17 protein-coding genes are annotated in these 20,814 nt (G+C 29.5%); 5 read left to right on the top strand and 12 right to left on the bottom strand.

Going from position 1 to position 20,814, the window contains the following annotated elements:
* Positions 1 to 202: 202 nt before the first annotated feature.
* Both RSA29_RS08200 and RSA29_RS08195 read right to left on the bottom strand, forming a co-directional pair.
* Complete coding sequence (locus RSA29_RS08200; RefSeq protein ID WP_346933645.1) at positions 203 to 379, bottom strand: hypothetical protein; 177 nt, start codon at positions 377 to 379, stop codon at positions 203 to 205.
* Between the two features lie 242 nt (positions 380 to 621).
* Entirely contained in the window at positions 622 to 1,923 is a 1,302-nt protein-coding gene (locus RSA29_RS08195) for a M18 family aminopeptidase (protein ID WP_346933644.1), read from the bottom strand.
* Positions 1,924 to 2,073: 150 nt separating this feature from the next.
* Between RSA29_RS08195 and RSA29_RS08190 the strand changes: the two genes are divergently transcribed.
* On the top strand, positions 2,074 to 3,252 hold the full coding sequence (locus tag RSA29_RS08190) for a cation diffusion facilitator family transporter (RefSeq protein WP_346943670.1): 1,179 nt from the start codon (positions 2,074 to 2,076) through the stop codon (positions 3,250 to 3,252).
* 75 nt (positions 3,253 to 3,327) lie between these two features.
* Positions 3,328 to 4,425 (top strand): PRK06851 family protein, encoded by a 1,098-nt coding sequence (locus tag RSA29_RS08185; RefSeq protein ID WP_346943669.1) that lies wholly within the window; start codon positions 3,328 to 3,330, stop codon positions 4,423 to 4,425.
* Between the two features lie 94 nt (positions 4,426 to 4,519).
* On the opposite strand, the gene RSA29_RS08180 is transcribed toward RSA29_RS08185, so the two are convergent.
* From RSA29_RS08180 to lepB, 3 genes are all read right to left on the bottom strand, one after another.
* On the bottom strand, positions 4,520 to 6,643 hold the full coding sequence (locus tag RSA29_RS08180) for an AAA family ATPase (RefSeq protein WP_346943668.1): 2,124 nt from the start codon (positions 6,641 to 6,643) through the stop codon (positions 4,520 to 4,522).
* Between the two features lie 42 nt (positions 6,644 to 6,685).
* Positions 6,686 to 7,783: a dipeptide epimerase gene (locus RSA29_RS08175; RefSeq protein ID WP_346933640.1), complete on the bottom strand. Its 1,098-nt coding sequence runs from the start codon at positions 7,781 to 7,783 to the stop codon at positions 6,686 to 6,688.
* 324 nt (positions 7,784 to 8,107) lie between these two features.
* Positions 8,108 to 8,614, bottom strand: a complete 507-nt coding sequence (gene lepB / locus RSA29_RS08170) for a signal peptidase I (RefSeq protein ID WP_346933639.1) — start codon at positions 8,612 to 8,614, stop codon at positions 8,108 to 8,110.
* Between the two features lie 332 nt (positions 8,615 to 8,946).
* Here lepB and RSA29_RS08165 point away from each other — a divergent pair, with 332 nt between their 5' ends.
* Positions 8,947 to 9,681 carry a pirin family protein gene (locus RSA29_RS08165; protein WP_346943667.1) on the top strand — a complete coding sequence of 245 codons (735 nt, stop codon included), beginning with the start codon at positions 8,947 to 8,949 and terminating at the stop codon, positions 9,679 to 9,681.
* Between the two features lie 88 nt (positions 9,682 to 9,769).
* On the opposite strand, the gene RSA29_RS08160 is transcribed toward RSA29_RS08165, so the two are convergent.
* The 5 genes from RSA29_RS08160 to ppk1 all read right to left on the bottom strand — a co-directional run bounded on the left by RSA29_RS08160 (position 9,770) and on the right by ppk1 (position 16,028).
* Entirely contained in the window at positions 9,770 to 10,549 is a 780-nt protein-coding gene (locus RSA29_RS08160) for a DUF5694 domain-containing protein (protein ID WP_346943666.1), read from the bottom strand.
* Positions 10,550 to 10,721: 172 nt separating this feature from the next.
* A complete protein-coding gene (locus RSA29_RS08155; RefSeq protein ID WP_346943665.1) occupies positions 10,722 to 11,822 on the bottom strand; it encodes a DHHW family protein in 1,101 nt (366 codons plus the stop codon).
* Between the two features lie 11 nt (positions 11,823 to 11,833).
* Positions 11,834 to 13,210, bottom strand: coding sequence for an MBOAT family O-acyltransferase (locus RSA29_RS08150; protein ID WP_346943664.1), 1,377 nt, complete (start codon positions 13,208 to 13,210; stop codon positions 11,834 to 11,836).
* An 80-nt stretch (positions 13,211 to 13,290) separates the two neighbouring features.
* Positions 13,291 to 13,788 (bottom strand): DUF4358 domain-containing protein, encoded by a 498-nt coding sequence (locus RSA29_RS08145; RefSeq protein ID WP_346943663.1) that lies wholly within the window; start codon positions 13,786 to 13,788, stop codon positions 13,291 to 13,293.
* 152 nt (positions 13,789 to 13,940) lie between these two features.
* A complete protein-coding gene (ppk1, locus tag RSA29_RS08140) occupies positions 13,941 to 16,028 on the bottom strand; it encodes a polyphosphate kinase 1 (protein ID WP_346943662.1) in 2,088 nt (695 codons plus the stop codon).
* Positions 16,029 to 16,177: 149 nt separating this feature from the next.
* Here ppk1 and RSA29_RS08135 point away from each other — a divergent pair, with 149 nt between their 5' ends.
* Positions 16,178 to 17,095 (top strand): hypothetical protein, encoded by a 918-nt coding sequence (locus RSA29_RS08135; RefSeq protein WP_346943661.1) that lies wholly within the window; start codon positions 16,178 to 16,180, stop codon positions 17,093 to 17,095.
* A 63-nt stretch (positions 17,096 to 17,158) separates the two neighbouring features.
* Here RSA29_RS08135 and RSA29_RS08130 read toward each other — a convergent pair whose 3' ends face one another.
* Positions 17,159 to 18,328 carry a hypothetical protein gene (locus RSA29_RS08130; protein WP_346943660.1) on the bottom strand — a complete coding sequence of 390 codons (1,170 nt, stop codon included), beginning with the start codon at positions 18,326 to 18,328 and terminating at the stop codon, positions 17,159 to 17,161.
* A 307-nt stretch (positions 18,329 to 18,635) separates the two neighbouring features.
* Positions 18,636 to 19,376 carry an acyl-ACP thioesterase domain-containing protein gene (locus RSA29_RS08125; protein WP_346943659.1) on the bottom strand — a complete coding sequence of 247 codons (741 nt, stop codon included), beginning with the start codon at positions 19,374 to 19,376 and terminating at the stop codon, positions 18,636 to 18,638.
* Positions 19,377 to 19,484: 108 nt separating this feature from the next.
* Here RSA29_RS08125 and RSA29_RS08120 point away from each other — a divergent pair, with 108 nt between their 5' ends.
* Positions 19,485 to 20,780: an ectonucleotide pyrophosphatase/phosphodiesterase gene (locus tag RSA29_RS08120; protein ID WP_346943658.1), complete on the top strand. Its 1,296-nt coding sequence runs from the start codon at positions 19,485 to 19,487 to the stop codon at positions 20,778 to 20,780.
* Positions 20,781 to 20,814 lie beyond the last annotated feature (34 nt).

Raw genomic sequence — 20,814 nt, 5'->3', positions numbered from 1 at the left:
CTCTCCCTTCAAACATACTCAGCTTTTATTATTACCAAATTTGTGTTGTTTATCCAAAGAATATTTCAATGAAGTATATTTTAAAACTTTCATAATTTCACATCATATTAAAAATATTGCAATTACCCATTGCTATTTTTTGATATAACAAAAATGCATAAGGTAATACTACCTACATCAGCTAGCTTCCCCTACGCACCTTCTATAACCTTATAACCTGATTAGTATTTATTTGCATAAAAAAAGATGATGTACTGATTTTACCATCACCCACTTTATCCTCTACAAAACTTCCAATAAACCATCCAATCATAAATATTATAGATATCGTTATTATTATTCCAATCAAAGTGTTATTGGGCCTTCTTTTAATGCTCATTACTTTAATCTCTCCTTACAATTACGTCATAAATTCAAAATGAAAATGGGCAATCTTTAAATATTGAACTATGCTCTATTTCACTATTAAAATTCAGCTTAGATATTATTCATAAGAAAGCCATATTTAAATACTGATTTAAACCATGCTCAATTTCAGACTGCCCTCTGCTAAGTCATATAGATATAAATATTTTCTAACTATTTGTATCTATATGACTACTATTTAGTAATACTTCAAATCTATAATTTGAAGAACTCTAGGAATGATTTAGTTACATAAGTATGATCCATAACACCTGCAAACTCTCTTATAGAGTGCATAGCAAGGGTTGGATTTCCAATATCTACAGATCTTATGTTCAAATGTGTAGAAGATATAGGTCCTATTGTTGAACCCCCTCTTACGTCAGAACGATTAACAAACTCTTGTACTGGTACTCCTGCATTTTTGCAAATAACTTTATAAACAGCTGCTGAATCCGAATCCGTTGTATATGCACAATTAGCATTAATCTTTATAACAGGACCTTTATTTATTATAGGTCTATTAGTTGGATCAGCCTTTTCTGGGCTATTTGGATGCACTGCATGAGCATTGTCTCCTGATATTATAAAGGATTTCCCAAGCGCTCTAAAGAACTCTTCTCTTCCCTTACCAAAACAAAGCATTATTCTCTCTAATACGTTTGCTAACATATCAGAGTCAGCACCTTGCTTTGTAGAGCTTCCAACTTCCTCATTATCAAAACATACCATCACGTTGACACCCTTAGTAATTGGAGCATCCTTAATTGCTACAATCCCTGCATGAACCATCTGAAGATCATCTAGTCTTCCTGATGATATAAACTCATCATTAAGTCCAACAATACAACCTTTTTCAAACTCATAAAGGAATAAATCAAAATCTAAAATTTCTTCTTTAGAAACATTTAACTCCTTAGCTACAGCATTTATTAGTGCATTTCCTTTTTCAAGTTCTTCACTAACCATTGCTAATAGTGGAAGTGTATCCTTTTGAAGATTTAATTCTCCACCAGTATTAACTTCTCTATTCATGTGTATTGCAAGATTAGGTATTATTAATATTGGTTTTTTAATATTAACCAATCTAGCTATTGGATTTAATGGATTTTCCCCTTTTAAAACAACTCTTCCAGCAACTGATAATGGTCTATCCATCCAAGTGCTTCTTATTAATCCACCATATGCTTCTGTGTTTAATTTCACATAATTATTTTCTGATATAATCTCTGAGTTTGGTTTTATTCTAAATGTAGGAGAATCTGTATGAGCTCCAACAATTTTAAATCCATGCTCTTCAACTTCACCTTCACCAACAGTAAATGCTATTAGTGCAGAACCATTTTTAGTAGTATAATATTTACCACCCTTTTCTAAATTCCACTTAGCTTCTTCTTTTAACTCTTGAAAACTATTATTTGTTAGGTATTCCTTAACATTTTCTACTGCATGAAAAGCCGTTGGACTATCATACAAAAAATCTACGAGTTCCTTTGCAAATTCTAATTCTTTAGACATAATTAAACCCCTCCTTTAATAAAATACTATAATTAGTATACCAAACTTTCTTAATATTTCCTACGAATTTTATTTCTTTCATTAACTCACACTATATAAAATGATATACTATAGTTATAATAAAAAATATTTAGATTGAAGGTGTAATAATTGATTTCAGAATTTCTTATCGAAAAATTCGTAAAAAACAATAAAGAAGTTAAAAATAAAAGTGTAAGAGAGGGCTATGGCTACCTTGGTGGTATTGTTGGCATTGTAATAAATCTTATTTTATTTGTAGTAAAACTCTCCGCAGGACTTCTAGTAAATAGTATTGCAGTCATTGCAGATGCTTTTAATAACCTTTCAGATGTAGGTGCTTCCTTTGTAACAATTTTTGGTTTTAAACTTTCAAGTAAGCCTGCGGATAAGGAACATCCCTTCGGACACGGCAGAATTGAGTACATCTCTGGTCTTATCGTTGCTTTCCTTGTCCTGATTGTTGGTGTTGAATTTATTAAAAGCTCCATAGATAGAATTAAAAACCCTCTGCCTGTGGAATTTGCTTTAATTCCATTTCTACTACTACTTGTATCTATTCTATTTAAAGTATGGCTTAGTAGGTTTTATAAAACCGTTGGAACTAAAATAAATTCTTCTGCACTTAAAGCGTCTTCAGTTGACTCACTAAGTGATGTAGTTTCATCCTCAACGGTAGTTATCGCCCTTTTTGTGTCAAAATTCACAGATTTGCCTATTGATGGATACATAGGTGTTGTCGTATCCTTAGTAATTCTTTATGCAGGATACAATCTAATAAAGGATACCTTAGACCCACTCCTTGGTATGGTACCAGATGAAGAGCTAGTATCCGAAATCCATAACCTTTTGCTTTCCTATGAGTATATAGATGGTACTCACGATTTATTAGTTCACAACTACGGTCCTGGAAGAATAATTGCATCTATTCATGCTGAAATACCACTAGATATATCTGTCGTTGCAGCTCATGAAGTCATTGATAGGGCCGAAAAGGAAATTTCATCAAAACTGGGTATTTATCTACTTATTCACATGGACCCTGTAACAACTAATGATGAAGAAATTCTTAATGCTAAAAAAGAAGTTGAAGAAATTCTTAAAATTATGCCTAATATAGAATCCTTCCACGATTTTAGAGTTGTAGGAGAAGGTGATTATAAAAACCTTATTTTTGATGTTGTAGTAACCCATGATTTTAAAATAACTAAAAATTCTGAGATGCAACTTCAAAGCTTAATAAATAAAGAATTGAAGAAATTTTCTCCAAATCATAATGCTATTATCACTGTAGATTCAGCCTTTAATTAAGTTATATTATCTAGTAACATTTTTTACTCTTTCGTATAGTATAATATAGTAGGAAATTTATTGGAGGTATTAATTATGAGCAAAAAATCTACTCATTACTTTCTAGGCGGCAATACAGGAAAGGGATTTTATTCTCACTTTAATTATATTATTTCACAGCAGGATGCTAGAAGAATCATTTGTCTAAAAGGTGGCCCTGGTACAGGAAAATCTTGTATCATGAAAAAGGTTGGTAAATATTATCTTGATAAAGGGTATGATGTAGAATTTCATCATTGTTCCTCAGACGTTAACTCTCTAGACGGAATTTTAATTAAAGAATTAAATGTGGCTATGGTTGATGGTACCGCACCACACATGATAGACCCTGTTAATCCTGGCGCTGTAGATGACATAGTAAATATGGGTATATGCTTAAAAGAGGAAAATTTCAAAACTGTAAAGTCTCAGGTTCTAGCTGTAAACAACGATATTGGTGATTCCTTTAGAAGAGCTTATAGATTCTTGGCTGCTGCTAAATCTATATATGATGATTGGTACACATTTAATAATAATGCCCTTAACCTAAATGAACTTAATACGCTAAAGGAAACCCTTAAAAATGAAATTTTACCTGACACCTTTAAAGGACTTGGGGAACAACGTCATTTATTTGCTACAGCCTTTACCCCAACAGGAATTGTTACTTATATAAATAACATTATTAAAGATATACCTAATATATATGTGCTTAACGGTGAGCCTGGTACTGGTAAAACTCGTTTACTTCAGTACCTTGCAGATGAGTCTATCCGCAGAGGTATTAATGTTGAAATTTTACACACACCACTAACACCTGAAAAAATAGAACATCTAATAATTCCTGATTTAAACATTGCCATAGTAACTTCAAATGAGATAAATAAATTTAGTTTTGAAGGTACACAATACAATATGAATAGCTTACTTGATCAGAATTATATTAGTTCTAAAAAAACTTCAATAGATGATGTTACCTCTATATTCTACACCCTACTTCAAAAGGGTCTTGACTGTATAACTGAAGCTAAACATCTTCATGATGAATTAGAATGTTTCTACGTTCCTAATATGGACTTCACAAAAGCCGATGTTATTTTTGAAGAAGTTATAACTAAAATAAATGGTTATGAAATAGATTATTTGAACAAATAATCCTAAGTACTAAAAAGCTCAGTGACAGCATAATGCTTCACTGAGCTTTTTAATTTCACCCAAATCATAATCTTATAAAATTATGGATATTATACTATCTTCGTTTAATCACAGAAAGATTATGAAGGGCTCTAGTACACATAATATACATTAAGTTATCCTTATAATTATCTTCCATTGATTCTTCAATTACTATGGCACCATCAAACTCAAGACCCTTCGCATAATAACTAGGCATTACCATAACCCCTTCAGCTATATGAAGGTTTTCCTTTTCAATAAGCTTCGAAGAAATCTTTGAATTTATAAGTTCCCATACTTCCCTTGAGGAAGCCAGGTTTTTTGTTATAATTGCTATATTATTAAGTTCTTTTTCTTTTAAACAATTTACTACTTCAACTATTTTCTCTAAAAGTTCTATATCACTTGTTGATTTCATTTCTCCAACTGACGAACCTGTTCTAACCATTGGAACTATAGATACATCATTAATGTATTTGTTACTATATTCCATAATCTCTTTAGTTGAACGATAGCTTTTATTTAATTTAAACACTTCAACTAAGTCTCCACTGAATATTTCTTCAAGAGAACTTAAAGACGACCTTCCACCATTTGATATTAGTTGTTGATTACTATCGCCTACTATTGTCATAGATTTAGTATTAATCAATTCCTTTAACACCATAAATTGCAGTGGTGAATAGTCTTGAGCTTCATCAATTACTAGATGCTTTATCTCTTTATCTAGCTTTAATCCTTGAAGTTTAATCTTAAGGTATAAAATTCCAACTAAATCTTCTTCAGTGTAATCTTTACTTCCATTAAATTCTTCATAAATTGACTCTATATTTTTTTCATCTAAGTAATTTAGTGTTGCTCTAACTTCTATTACCTGCTTTATTAACTCTCTAATTTTCAACTTTCTCTTGAAGTCTATGTCATTAATATGGAATATTACTTCATCTGGATCATAGGATTCTTTTTCTTCTTTATAATCTTTCTCAATGCTTCTAAATGCTTCATCCCTCGCATCATTTATTCTAGCAAACAAAATTCTTTTTATTTTTCTGCTTCTTCTAAACAATGGCAGTGATATTAAATCTTCTGCAAACATCTTCTTTATAATTTCCTTACTTACTATAACTTTATCACTAAAAATTAAATCAGTGCAACTATAACTTTCTTTCTCTATTTTTCTAACTAAATTATCTAAATCATTTTTAAATTCAATAGATCTCTTATAAATAATCTTTGATTCAAACTCACTATCATTACTAAGAATTCTTTCCATAACTTCTTTAATATCTATCACATCATCAATGTCTACAAGTTCAAATGCTAAATCTAAAAATGTAGTTTGAAATATTCCCGTTTCTCCCAACGTTGGAAGAACATTAGAAATATAGTCGATAAATATTCTGTTTGGTCCAAGTATTAAAACTTTATCCTCTAATAGTTTTCTATAATTATAGATAAGATAAGCAACTCTATGCAGTGCAATTGTAGTTTTACCACTTCCTGCTACTCCATCTACTACTATGATTTTATTCTTATCTTGTCTTATTATATTATCTTGCTCTGCTTGAATAGTCATAACTATATCTTTAAGTTTATCTGAGGCATTTTTACTAAGAACCATCTGAAGTATATCATCCTTAATATCAATCTTTGAATTAAAAACCCCTTCTAACTTGCCTTTTTTAATTATATATTGAACCCTTCCAAGGATAGATGCCTTGACTTCTCCAACCGGCGAAGTATACTGACCTTCATCTCCTGTACTATTATAAAATAGACCTGATATTGGCGCCCTCCAATCTACAATTAAAGGTTCAAAAGTCTCCTCTAAGGTAACTCCAAATCTTCCTATATAAATATCTTCTATACCAAAATCTTCTTCTCTAAATGTAACTTTTCCGAAATAAGGAGATGACTTCAATACTGTTAACTCCCTTAATTTTTTATCCGTACTTTTAAAGCTTTCCTCTTTTACGTAGTTCTCATGATCAAAATACTCAATTATTTTATCATCATCATCTTTAAATTCTTCTAAAATATTCTTTCTGTAATCTAATATGGCATTGGTTATATCTTTTCTTTTATCAATGCATTTAAGAATCTCTTCGTTAATAGTTTCAATAATGCTTTTTAATCTTTCTTCTTCTACTGCAAATTCAAGCTGCTTTTCCAATTCTTCTTTAAGGTTATTAGACATAAACCCACTTCCTTTATTAGATATTTTTTTAAAATGACTAGCTTAATATATTTCTTCCCAACCTCTTATATCTGTTATTCCAAGTCCAGGTTCTTCGGACAGTATAATTTTATTTCCTTCAAAGGTTGCACCTCCAACAATAGGGTCCTCCGCAAAGTATATCATTGTATCTAAATCAGATATTATCATATTACTTCTAGATGCAGCAAAACTAGCTGCCGCTGTAATACCTATCTTACTTTCTAACATACATCCAACCATGCATTTAATACCCATTGTGTCTGCCATATTATATATCTTTATAGCATTTTCTATACCGCCACTTTTCATAAGTTTTATATTGATCAAATCACATGCTCTGTTTTGAATTACCTTAAATGCCTCTGGTGAACCAATTATAGATTCATCTGCTAAAATCATAGTATCTACATTGTCCTTTATGAACTTTAAGCCTTCAATATCCCAAGCTTTAACTGGTTGCTCTATAAATTCAATATCAAGATCTAACTCTTCTATTTTCTTAATTATTTTTATTGCTTCCTTAGGAGTCCACCCTTGATTTCCGTCAACTCTTACCTTAATACCTTTGCGAATAGCTCGCCTCATAAATTTAACTTTTTCGAAATCTGTATCTACATTATTACCAAGTTTTATCTTAATATTAGTATATCCATCTCTAATAGCTTCATAGGCATCATTCACCATATTTTCCATTTTATCATCATCTTGAATAGTTATATCTGTTAGTATAGTTGAATTAAATCCACCTAAAAGCTTGTATAATGGCATATTTACGCCCTTACTCCAAAGGTCATATATTGCTATTTCAATAGCTGCCTTTGCACTGTTATTTTCTTTAATACATTCGTCCATAACTTTAAATATGCATTGAAGGCAGGTAAGGTCCATGCCTTTAATGAAATTTGAAATATGTTTAATAGCTCCAACTATTGAACTTTCTGTTTCCCCGGTAACTCTTGGAGCCGGTGATGCACTTCCAATACCTACAATCCCTGTGTCTGTAAATATTTTTACAACCACTTCATTTGAATAATTGTATACACCATTCTTTGTTATAAACGGCTTCTTTAAAGGAACTGTAATTCTACCAACTTTAATATCCTCAATAATCATCTTCATACCTCTACTACTATAAATTTATTATTTTAAATACTACTAAGACTCTTCCTGTTTTATTCCAAAACAATTGATTTCTTAAAAAGAAAACCCTATGTAACTCCTTAAAACTACCACAAAAATCCTATATAGTCTAATTAATAATTATACACCAAAGATAAAAGGAGTCAAGCTATCCATTAAGGTGTAATATAATATTTTTCAGATTTATCATTTTAATTATATTATCCCTTATGGTGACTAATTATTTAAATCTTTTTATTTCAAAAAAACATCTAGATAGCTCATAATTATTTTATTAGCTATCTAGACACAGTAATTTCTTTTTTATTCTAATTTTCCAAATCTGCTAAATGGAAATATAGTAATTTCAGCTTCTCCCATTATATCGTCGAAGGATATATATGGATTTTTCCACATTCTAGCATCCACAGAATCATCTCTATTATCCCCTAAAAATAAATAACAATCTTCAGGTATGTTGAAACTTCCTTTTATATCACTTTTACTACTTACATATTTCTCTTCTAGATACTTTCCATCTATATAAACACTTCCGTCAGCTTGAATTTCAACACTTTCACCTGGTAGTCCTACAACTCTCTTTATTAAATCCTTTCCAAGCTCTTCTGATTTAAATATAAGTATATCTCCTCTTTCAATAGATGATTGCTTATACTTTCTTAAGGAAAATATCTTGTCACCTGGTTTAATTGTAGGATACATAGACTTTGTAGGAACATCTACATTGAAAAATATAAATTTATTTATTAACAAAGCTAAAACCAGCGCTATTATAACTGGTGCAGCCCACTCTTTCAAAAATTTTATCACTATTTATTCCCCCTAAAATGTGTTAGTATACTTTACTATTATTATATTAACACATTTTTCAAAATAAATTCTACATAATGTTATTTTCTTTTAAATTATTATCCATTACAATTTATCTAGTTATATAATAAAAACTGAAAAATATACCTACTATTTATTCTTGAAAATTGTAGATACTAATAATACATTGCTACTTTTCATAACACTATTTATTTTATTACTAATTTAATTAGTTTATTCAACCTTACTTATATTTTGTCCTCAATCTCAATATTAATTTTTATCTAATCACGCTAAGCTTTGAATATAACTTAAATATAGGAGGTGTTTTTTTGATTAACAAAAAAATTATTCAAGATGAATTACAAGAAGATTTATCTTTTATGAAAACTACTTATAATCTAGCTAAATATAATTCTAACTATAGTAGCTGCGTAAAGTTAATTAAAAATATTACCTTAGTACCTAGAAGTGGAACCCACAATAATTTCAAAATTAACGAAGAAATTATTATATATGTAATCAATGGTGAATTGACTTATAGTGATAGCCTTGGTAATAACAAAATATATTACACAGGTAATATTATTCATATCTATTCTGGGAATGGAATTAGTTATGACATATTTAATAATGGTATAGATTTCTTGGATATAGTTGAAATTAATCTTACTACTGCTATCAGTAATATAAGTAATTTATCAACTAATGTTAAAAATAGCTGTAACCCGGCGATGTCATATTCAGAAATTAATAATACTCCAATAAATCAATGGCATTACCGTATAAGTTCAATCAATGGACTTGCTCCTATTAAATCCTTTTATGATGTAAATATATATTCGCTCTCCTTATCATCAAATGCTAGAGTAGAATTTACTATTGGATTAAATAGACAATGTTTTCTATTTCAAGGATATGGTCAAAGTATATTTAATACTACTATTAATTCTAAAAACAATATAACTTTAACGGGCTGTGATAATTTGCACATTTCTAATGAAACATTTGAGATCCTAGGTGATATACCTAGTGACCTGCTCTTAATAGAAACTTCCATACTGTAAAAAGGGGCTGTTTATACAACCCTGTTCATTTTAAATTTATTTAGAATGAACCAACTAATAATATTTTATAAAATAAAACTATTAACAATCACTCTAAATACTCCAAAGCTCCCACCCATTCCAAGTCATTAGAATCATTAATAAAATCTCTTAAAATTTTCAAATGACCAGCTCCGTATAATACCAATATGCGATCCTCATCGTCTGCAATGTTTTTTAGGTTAGAAAAAATGTGTAGATTTCGTTTATACCATGAAGCAACAAAATTGACCCCTACTGAATCTTCTCCTATTCCAACATCATTAAAAGGTAAAAATGAAGTTACATGTTGTAACTCGTTAGTTTCCTTTTTATTTAAAAATTTATATATTTCCTCTATCTTGGCTTCTTCGGTAAACATATTATAATATGCATTTGAAAATTCCGTAAATGACTCATTAAGTTTTTCATATGTACCCTTATCCTCTTTAGCTTTCTCAAATACAAGTGCTTGTGTCCAACCTTCATAATAATCAATACAATTTATATTATCTATTTCATTATGTTTAGCTATTTCAAAAGCGAATTTTATACGTTCATCTATTGAATTTGTAATATTATAATCTGAAGCTTTTATACTTATTTCTGATAATTCTTTATCTAAATCTAAATCTGATTCATTTAAAAAACATTTAAAAAGCTTATTGTAATTTATTTCTTCACTTGGCCTTAGTTCAACACATAATTTATTAGGTCTAAACTTAGATATTTTCTTTATAATTTCTAATAATTCTTTGTTACGATTTTCATTTTGAATTTTAATAATACTAGCGCTCTCCTCCATTGCAAAGTGAAATGTTCCTAAACACATAACCTTTATCTTATTCATACAAATCCCACCTATATTAAATTTTATCTCTATATAATTTTCCCTTACAATTACTAACATCAATATATACTATTATAAACTAGTAAAAATTCATTTCAAGCAATTTTTTACATATAAGTATTGATTTGTTTTGTGCAAATATTAAAATTAATATTTAATTTTTATTTTTTCGTCAAAACTTTAGTTTTATAACATTTGTATCCCTAAGAAAATTGGTTAAATTATATGCAATTAAAATATTTTCAAAATTATTTTCTTTCACATAATCAGTTACATTTAACATAAATGACCTTAAGTCCACCACATGAATTTCTTCAAAATTTTGTGTTAAAAATGGAATCATTGAGTTTCCAAAGGAATCCTTAAATACTAATAATTTTTTTCCATTTTGCAAGTCCTTGTTTTTTATAACTGTTATTGCATTATTTCCTCTTAGAAACATAGAATATTTATCCCTAGTGTTCAAATAAGAATAGTCATATAACTCATTGTAACCTTCACCCTGTATATCCATTTCAATACTTTTAAAATTATAGTAAGTTAATACATCTGAAACTGCATTAAAGGGCTTAGCCTTTGAGAAATAAGTTCCATAAAAATTCTCTACAGTAACTTCTTCTAAGTCTTCAAGCTTTACTGGCTTTTCTCCAATACTTTCAATAAACTCCCTGTATCCTAAATAGGCCCCATATGTTGTCCAGTGATGGTCTGTCTTATAATAGATGTATTCTTCCCTATTTGAGTTCATCACTTTCAATAAATCAATATTATTGCTACCCTTACTTCCATTGTAAATTTTATTAATCTCGACCTCTTGATTAATTAGAGGTGCACCTATGGGTAACTTATCCCTGTAGACCTCATAGGAGTTTGGAATTATCATAAATGAAACTTTTTCATCTAAATTATTAATAAACTTATTCACTGATTCCATATTTCCAATTCTTCTTTCTTCATCAAAGGAAGTAAGCTTTTCAAATAAGTAATTATCTTTTCCATAGACTACATTATTATTTTCTACCTTGCCAAGGACATATTCACCTCTAGATTTCAAATTAATCCATTGATCTCTAAAAACAAATTGATCATTAATATACTCTTCATAACTCTTAGAGAAGGTCCCATCAAAAAAACCTTCTAGTGTAAACTTTACCTTCCCCTTCAAGTTTCTATTCTCAAGCTCTGAGAATTTTCTATTTGAAATAATCATGTCAGTAATAGTTAACATAATCATTATAATTATAAAACTATATAATAAGGGATTCTTTTTCATTTTTCCCCCTCCTAAAACCTAAAATATAAAAATGGATTATATGTTGCATCCACTAGATATGCTACAGATATAAAGAAAATAATTAAAATTATTAAGGTATTAACAATTTTACTCTTCACTACCCTTTTATATAGATTTTCTATTAATGGTGTTGAGAATAATACCGCAATAATTAAAGTAATCCCATAATTTCTAATATAATATATCCACCCTATGCCACTACTTAGACTAAATAACTTTACAAAAAGTAACTTTAGTTGGCTTAAATCTGTTACTGCAAAAAGTGCCCATCCTATAAGTAAAAAGAAGATTACATATAAGTGAGATAGTATTTTTTGCTTTTCTAAAATTTTTAGTAATCCTAACTTTTCAACGGATATAAGAACAAAGAATAAAATTCCCCATAAAATAAAATTATAGTTTGCTCCATGCCAAAATCCTGTTAAAAACCATACTAAAAATAGATTGAAAACAACCCTCAGTTTGCTTCCCCGATTTCCACCTAATGGTATATATACATACTCCCTAAACCAAGAACCTAATGTAATATGCCATCTTCTCCAAAATTCAGTTATGCTCCTTGATATATAAGGATAATTGAAATTCCTTGGGAATTTAAATCCTAAAATTTTACCAAGTCCTATAGCCATTAATGAATATCCATTAAAATCAAAATATATCTGGAATCCAAAGGCTAAAATTCCTAGCCAAGCTAAAGGCGTAGAAATATTTACAAAGCCTAAAGCTTCTACTTCGCTCCAAAGCATTCCTATGTTATTCGCAATTAGCACCTTCATCCCAATCCCTAATATAAATAATCCTATACCATCCTCAATTTGATCTCTATCTATTTCACGGTCTTTAATTTCCTTGCTAATATCCATATATGTTACTATAGGACCTGCGATTAGCTGCGGAAATAAACATACAAAGGCTCCAAAGTCAATTATATTTCTTTCTGCTTTAACTTTACCTCTATACACATCTATACTATAAGACATAGTTTGAAATGTATAAAAACTTACCCCTAATGGAAGCGTTAAATTTATAGGGTTTAATGCTAGGTTGAATAACTGATTTATGTTTCCTATAAAAAAATTAAAGTATTTAAAGAAAAATAGTATTCCTAGGTTTCCAAATATAGACATCAACAAAAATCCTACTCTTGCCTTTTTATTTTCCCCATACTTTTCTATTCCTCTCCCCGCTGAATAATCTATTATAATAGATGCAATCATAATGAGAAAATATTTACCTTCCCCCCATGAGTAAAAAATTAAACTTAGTATTAAAATCACTAAGTTTTTATACTTTTTAGGGGTTAAAAAATATATCCCCAATGCTATAGGTAAAAACCTAAATATAAATAAGATACTGCTAAAAACCATAATAACTCCTCTTAATTTAACATTATTAAAATAGCCTTAAAAATGTAGCTAACTACATTCTCAAGGCCTTTTATACTTTATTATTTTAAAGCTTCTTTTAAAATTTCAACTGCTTTTTCTGTGTTTTTTTGTCCTTCTTCATAGTCTGGAATTATTATTAATGCAACATAATTTCCAATCACTTCAATTTTTGCTGCTTCAACAGCTTCTGGCTCTCCTGGATAAAATGCTGCAGCTTTTTTATCTTCTTTAACTTTCTCTAGTGATGCTTTAACTGAGTCCACTTTTCCAGCCTTAGCTTTTACCACTGCTATTGCTTCTAATCCTGAATTCATCATTCCATTTTCAATAGAATACTCTTCTACATCATCAAGATTTAAGTGATATTGAGTTTTTGCAAGTTCACCCTCTACTGGACCAGTTGGTCTCATTTCTATGCCTTCTTTTATACTAGTAACTATGCTTGCAGTTGGTATGTTTTTATCTTTTTCTCCTTTATCACTGCTACCGGCAGAAGAGCACCCCACTAATCCTAAAATCATGATTCCACTTAGTATAATACTAGCTATCTTTTTCATAATTGTTCCTCCATCTCCTTTTGTTGCGTTAATTTTTTAGTAATCACAATTTATAATACGTAAGCTAAATTAAAAAGTATCATCATTCTCGATTCTTTTTTAATCAATTCATTATTTCTAACTATTTTCAAAATATAAAATAGCAAAAATCTTTATATCTGCCTATCTTCAACCTCTTTAGGTTGCCCCTTCTTTCTCTCACTTTCCATAATAAATCTATTATACGCATTAGTATTCTCTAGTCCATTACATTTTTCATATACCCCACTTTGTAGAAGAATCCTACTATTTACCTGATCCTCAATATAGAATTTCAAAATTTCTTTTACCCTCTCTCTATTTTCATAATCTTCTATCGGAAACATCACTTCAATTCTTCTATCTAGATTTCTTTTCATCATATCTGCGCTAGATATAAAAATTTTTTCATTTCCACCACTATGAAAATAAATTATTCTACTATGTTCTAGAAATCTACCTACAATACTTCTAACCTTAATATTGGACTTTTCATTTAAACACAATTTTTCATTTAGAGTACACATACCTCTAACTATTAATTCAATCTCTACACCTTTTCTTCCAGCTTCATATAATTTTTTTATTATTTTATCATCTGTAAGTCCATTCACTTTTAGGATAATTTTCCCCACTCCATTATTCTTAGCAAATTTTATTTCCTCATCTATAAGCTTTATAATTTTCTTTCTAAACCCGTAGGGTGATATTGAAGCTTTATATAAATCTATATTTTTATTTACGCCTGTTATTAGGTTAAATATTCTGCTAACATCTTCAACTAAATACGGATCACAGGTGAAAACACTTAAATCTGTATATACTTGTGCTGTAACTTCATTATAGTTACCTGTACTCATATTTACATACCGCCTAAGCCCTCCCCCTTCTTTCCTCACTATCATTAATAATTTGCAATGAGTTTTAAGACCTGAAACTCCATATATAACCTTGCACCCAGCCCCTCTAAGTTCATCTACTAATTGTATATTCCTACTTTCATTAAATCTTGCTTTTACCTCTACCACTACTGTTACTTCTTTATTATTTTTTGCGGCAGTCTTCAAAGCTTCTATTATAGGTGAATTTTCACTTACCCTATATATTGTTTGTTTTATTGCTATCACCTTAGGATCATTTGCAGCTACTTTTAAGAGCCTAATAACTGTATAAAATGAATCGAAGGGAATATGAAGTAATATATCCTTTTCCAATATAGCTTTAAAAATATCTTTATTATTACTTAAAGGTATTAGTCCATTCTCTGGCTTAAACTTGACATTTTGTATATCTGTAACCTTGTATATATTATTCAAAAAAGTTAAATCTAGTGGTCCATTAATTCTATATATTTTTTCTTTTTTTAAATTTAAGTTATTTTTAATTACATTTACCAGTTTTCCTTTACCTTTTTCTTCAATCTCTAGTCTAACAATAGGATTACCCATTCTTTTACTAAGAGATTCATTAATTAATCCGATAATATTATCTCCCTTATTATTTATAACGTTCATATCACAACTTTGAGTTATCCTAAATGTGGCTATTGATATTACTTTCGAGTTAGGCAGTAACTTTTTAATATTTAATTTAATAACATCTTCTATTAATATATATTTTAATCCACCACTCGCTGATGGTAGTTTAACTATCCTATCTAAAACTTTAGGAATAGTTATAATGCATAAACTCTCTTCATTATTTTCTTCTATTATTACCCCTATATTTATACACTTACTCTCTAGATATGGGAATGGCTTAGTTCCATCTATAACTATAGGTGTTAATATTGAAAAAACATTTCTTCTAAAATATTTATTTATATACTCAATATCCTTGTCTTCAACATGCTTAGCTCCACATATTTGAATTCCATTATATTTAAAATATCTTAACATATCTTTATTGTAGTATATATACTCTTGTTTTATCTGTCTTCTAATTTTGTCATCTATATTTTTTAAAATCAGTCCTTCATTCTTATGTTTTCTTTTCTTTTTATTAATATCTTCATCTGTGTTTTCTCTTTCTGTGGAAAATATTCTTTCACTTTTAACTTCAAAAAATTCATCCAAATTAGAACTTACTATAGCTAAAAATTTTCCACGCTCTAACAATGGGTTATTCTTCTTCATTGCTTCATCTAAAATTCTTTCATTGAAACTTAGCCAGCTGAAGTATTTTGAAAATCTATTAACCTCTGTCCCGACTCTATCATTCATCTTTTGCACCCCATAAATTATAATCATATTTACATAGTTCTAGATTACCCAAATTTTTATAATATATGTCTTAATTTATCCATGAATATATGTAATATTTTAATATTTATATCGTATAGATAATAAAGGACCTTTTTGGTGGAGGTATTATGAATAATATTGGTATAATAGATATCGGCTCAAATACAATTCATCTACTAATAGTTAATATAGACAATAAATATAATATTAAAATTCTAGAGAAAGATAAAGAACATTTAAGACTTGGTGCCGCCTTGTCTCTTGATAAAAATATAAGCCAGGAGAAAATTGGGGAAACTATAACTATTATTAAACGATACTTACGGTCGTGTATTATAAATAACGTTTCTAATATTATAGCTGTAGCTACTGAAGCCTTTAGAGCTGCTACCAATAGTGATTATATTTTACATTTAATAAAAAAACATACTGGACTCAGTATTAATATACTTTCCCAAGGTGAGGAGGCCTACCTTTCATACCTTGGCGTTACTACTGTTTGCAATATAAAAAAGGGTATTATTATGGATACTGGCGGAAATAGTACTGAATTAATTTCTGTAGAAAACAACAAATTTAAAAACTATGTAAGTATACCTTTAGGCGCTATTAATATTACTGAAAAAATAAATGTAACCACCTCCGGAAAGTATTTATCTTGCGACTATGATACAGCTTATTTTACCAATTTATTCTCATCTACGCCTTGGCTCAAATCTTTTAGTGGAACTTCCTTAATCGGCATTGGAGGAACTTTCAAAAATATTAGAAGAATTTATAACAATAATACTGATAGTTTGTTAAACCCTAACTCTTCATTCACCTCAATATCAAATTCTAATATACAAGTTCTATGTAATCACATTAAAAATATAGACTTAAAAGAAAGAAAAAAACTCAAAGGACTCTCGAAAAAACGTGGTGATATAGTCCTCGGTGGATGTGAAATCATTACTCAACTCATAGCATATTGTAATTTTGAAGAAATCACACTTTGCGATGAAGGCTTAAGAACCGGAATACTACAAAACTATATAAATCAATAAAACCTAACGTATCAATCACGTTAGGTTTTATTTTAAAGTTCCTATTTATATTAATAATTTTTCCTAAATAAATTTTGTTATAAACATATATAGGAAGTGGGCACATATACCTGCCGCAAGCCCACCAAATGTATGACTAACTATAGCCTTACCTGTAAGCTCTCTACATTTTAACCCGTCCATCATAGCCACGTGAGTACTTAAATATCCACTCCAACACATTCCCATAGCTGTAAATACTGCAATTTCATTCCCACCGATTAATCCATTTTGAAGCATTTCAGGTACTAAACCAATAGCTGCACCAGCTGCGCCTAAAGACGTTATTGGGAAAGCTATCGCCTCTGGGCTTTGGAATCCAAATAGCGGCACTAGTATAAATTGAAGTTTTTCTCCAATCCAAGGTAGAAGAGCTATCCCTTCTGATGCAGCACCTGTATATATACCAGTTGCTGAAGGACCATTAGTTAGCATAAGTACTAAAGTACATATTATAAGTACTCCTGGTATTATAGCTAGTCCCATTTTAACCCCTGAAGAACCACCTTCAAGCATCGCTGCCATAACTCTCTCCGGAACACTTCCCTCTCTAATCTCTCTATAGTTCATCATGTCAAAGCCTGCATCTTCTTCTAATACACACATTTCTTCTTTACCATAAATTTTCGCAGTCTGTCTAAGCATTAATCTAGTACTTACGATACTTCCAAGTATAGCCCCTACATTACCTATTATTGCCGGTAATATAAAGCTCTCTCCCACTGGTGACTTCTGACCCATCATATAAGTAGTAATAATTAATCCCATTCCGAAGGCTGTCCCTAAATTAGTTAAAGCTGGCAATTGATATTTTTTAAAATATCTTCTAAACCCTTTATCATCTGCTAGAGTCAATATAGCAGGATTATCTGAAAGATAAGTAGCTAAAATTCCAATAGTACTAGCTCCTGGCAAATCATAAACTGGCTTCATTAATGGAGATAACACCTTATTTATTATTGAAACCACTCCAAATTCAGATAATAATGCAGATATTGCTCCTGCAAGTACTGCAATTGCCATTATGTAAAACACTGTATTCATAAGTAAACTATAGGCAGTGTTCATTAATGTATTAAACATATTAATGGTCCCCATTACACTTCCCATACCTCCAAAAATACCTATGAACACTATTAAAAATATAAATCCCTCTTTACTTATGGCCTTCTTTAATGCCTTATCCTGACCCAATTTTTACTCCCCCTCAATTGCTAATATTTTCATTATTATGCATTTCATTTATATTATGAATTATCTGACTATAGTTGTCAATTGTTTATAATAATAAACTTCTATAACTTTTTATATTCTAAAGTGAAATTTATATCTTCTTTTCATTTAGTCATGTAATCAATAAATTTTAATAGTACTCCCTACCCTACAATTTTTTATTATTATTTTTCAACTATTATAACTTTACTACAGATATTGTTGCAGTAATCAATAAAGAGCAGACTCAACATTCTGTTTTGAGCCTGCTCTTTATTACATCTTCACTCTATACTTTAAATCTTAGTCTACATTGAAAAAATTCTTGATTTGATTCTTCAGAAACTCCATTTACACAATATAATTTTAATTCTTCATCTTCTATAAATTTATTTAATATTAGTTTATCATTAGATTTTATTTCTTTAATATAGTTTAACTGTATATAAGAAATATCATTTTCTTTATGCCAATCTATAGGAAATAAATCTTCTACAAATGAAATATACTTTGTGTTATTTACATGATTATTTATATCTAAATCATTGTAACAAACATTTCTATTCATTGATTCTACAGCTGTTCCTGGCATTTTAATTTTAACAAGTTTATTATCTACTACATCATTTCCACTTATATCTACATCGATTGGACATACACTTGGTTTTTGTGGAAATCTATGTTCTATATCTAATATTAAATAATAAATTAAAGCAGTACCTATTACTTCTTCATTTTTATCTAAAATCCTAAATCTCCTCTTTGCAAAAACTTTTTCTCTACCACCTACTGTGGTTTCTATCGTAACTTCCTCTCCACACAGCGGATACCTTTCTATATTTACTTCTATTCTAGATACTACCCAGAAAAGCCCTTTAGCTATCATGCTATTAAAATCTACACCTAATATGTTTGCATGATTTTCCACTGCTTGTTGAATGTAGTCCATAATGGTAAATAACTTTGCTCTACCTTTAAAATCACTTTCATGAAGTTTTACAATAAATTTCTCTTTATAACTTACTTGCATAATTACACCTCTATATACTTTACATAGTTTTCATATGATTTAGTAGCTTAAATAATAAAATTAGTATATCATAAATTATATATAACATAAAGTTGAGGAGAATACACTATGAATAATTTAGTAAATAAACATATGATTATTATCTCACTTGATGCACTAAAAGCAACTGATTTTGAACTGATGAAATCCTTGCCAAACTTTTCAAAGTGCATTGAAAATGGTGCCGTTGCTCGTAATGTTAAATCTATTTATCCATCTTTAACTTATCCTGCTCACACAACTATAGTCACTGGAAATTACCCTAAAAATCACGGGGTTGTAAATAATAAATTATTACAGCCTGAAAAAATTAAACCAGATTGGTTCTGGTTCAAAAAATATGTTAATAGTCCAACGTTATATGATATAGCCAAAGAAAACAACTTCACTGTGGCATCAATATTTTGGCCTGTAAGTGGTAAATCATCAATAAAATACAATATGCCTGAAATTTTTTCTAACAACAAATATGTAACTCAAGAAATGATTTCCATGCTTACAGGAAGTCCTATATATCAATACAAAATGGATAGAAAATTTGGATATATACGTGATGGATTTTCAGAGCCCAAATTAGATAATTTTGCAGTTGCTTCTGCAGTAGAAACCATAACTAACTACAAGCCAAATCTATTACTTCTTCACCTTTTAGATTTAGATAGTCAAAGACATGGCTATGGTACTAATTCTAAAGAAGCTACTGCTGCTCTAACTAGACACGATAAAAGAATTGGTGAAATTATTTCTGCTCTAAAAGATGCAAATATTTATGAAAATACCTCTATTGTAATTTTAAGTGACCATGGTTTCCAAGATTTTGATAAATCAATTACCTTAAATACTTTATTTAAAAATCAAAATTTTATTACTACTGATAAAAAAGGTACTATTACAAACTGGGATGTATATATAAAATCTTGTGATGGAAGTGCTTGTGTATATATTAAAGATAGCCAGAATGAAAAACTTAAAGCTAAAGTAAAAAATATTCTTGTAGCTTTAATGATGGATTCCTCAAATGGTATTGAAAAAATATATGAAAATAGTGAAATCATTGCCTTAGGTGGAGATCCCAACGCTACTTTTATGCTTGAGGCTTTAGATGGTTTTGCATTTTCCGATAAGATAACCAAAACTTTAGTTTCTCCAATTGAAAATTCAAATGGATCTTCAATTGGAACTCATGGATATCATCCAAATAAGCCTGATATAGATACGTTATTTATTGGATGTGGCCCTGGATTTAAATCTAATGTTAATTTACCCCATATGAATTTAATAGATATAGCTCCAACCCTAGCTAGAGTCCTAGAACTTAACTTTCCAACTTGTGATGGACAAGTTGTTGAGGAACTAATTTTGTAAAAAAATCACCAGATTAAATTTAATCTGGTGATTT

The sequence above is a fragment of the Clostridium sp. genome (assembly GCF_036660475.1).
GTDB lineage: Bacteria > Bacillota > Clostridia > Clostridiales > Clostridiaceae > Clostridium_J.
This window is presented reverse-complemented; position numbering and strand designations above follow the sequence as displayed.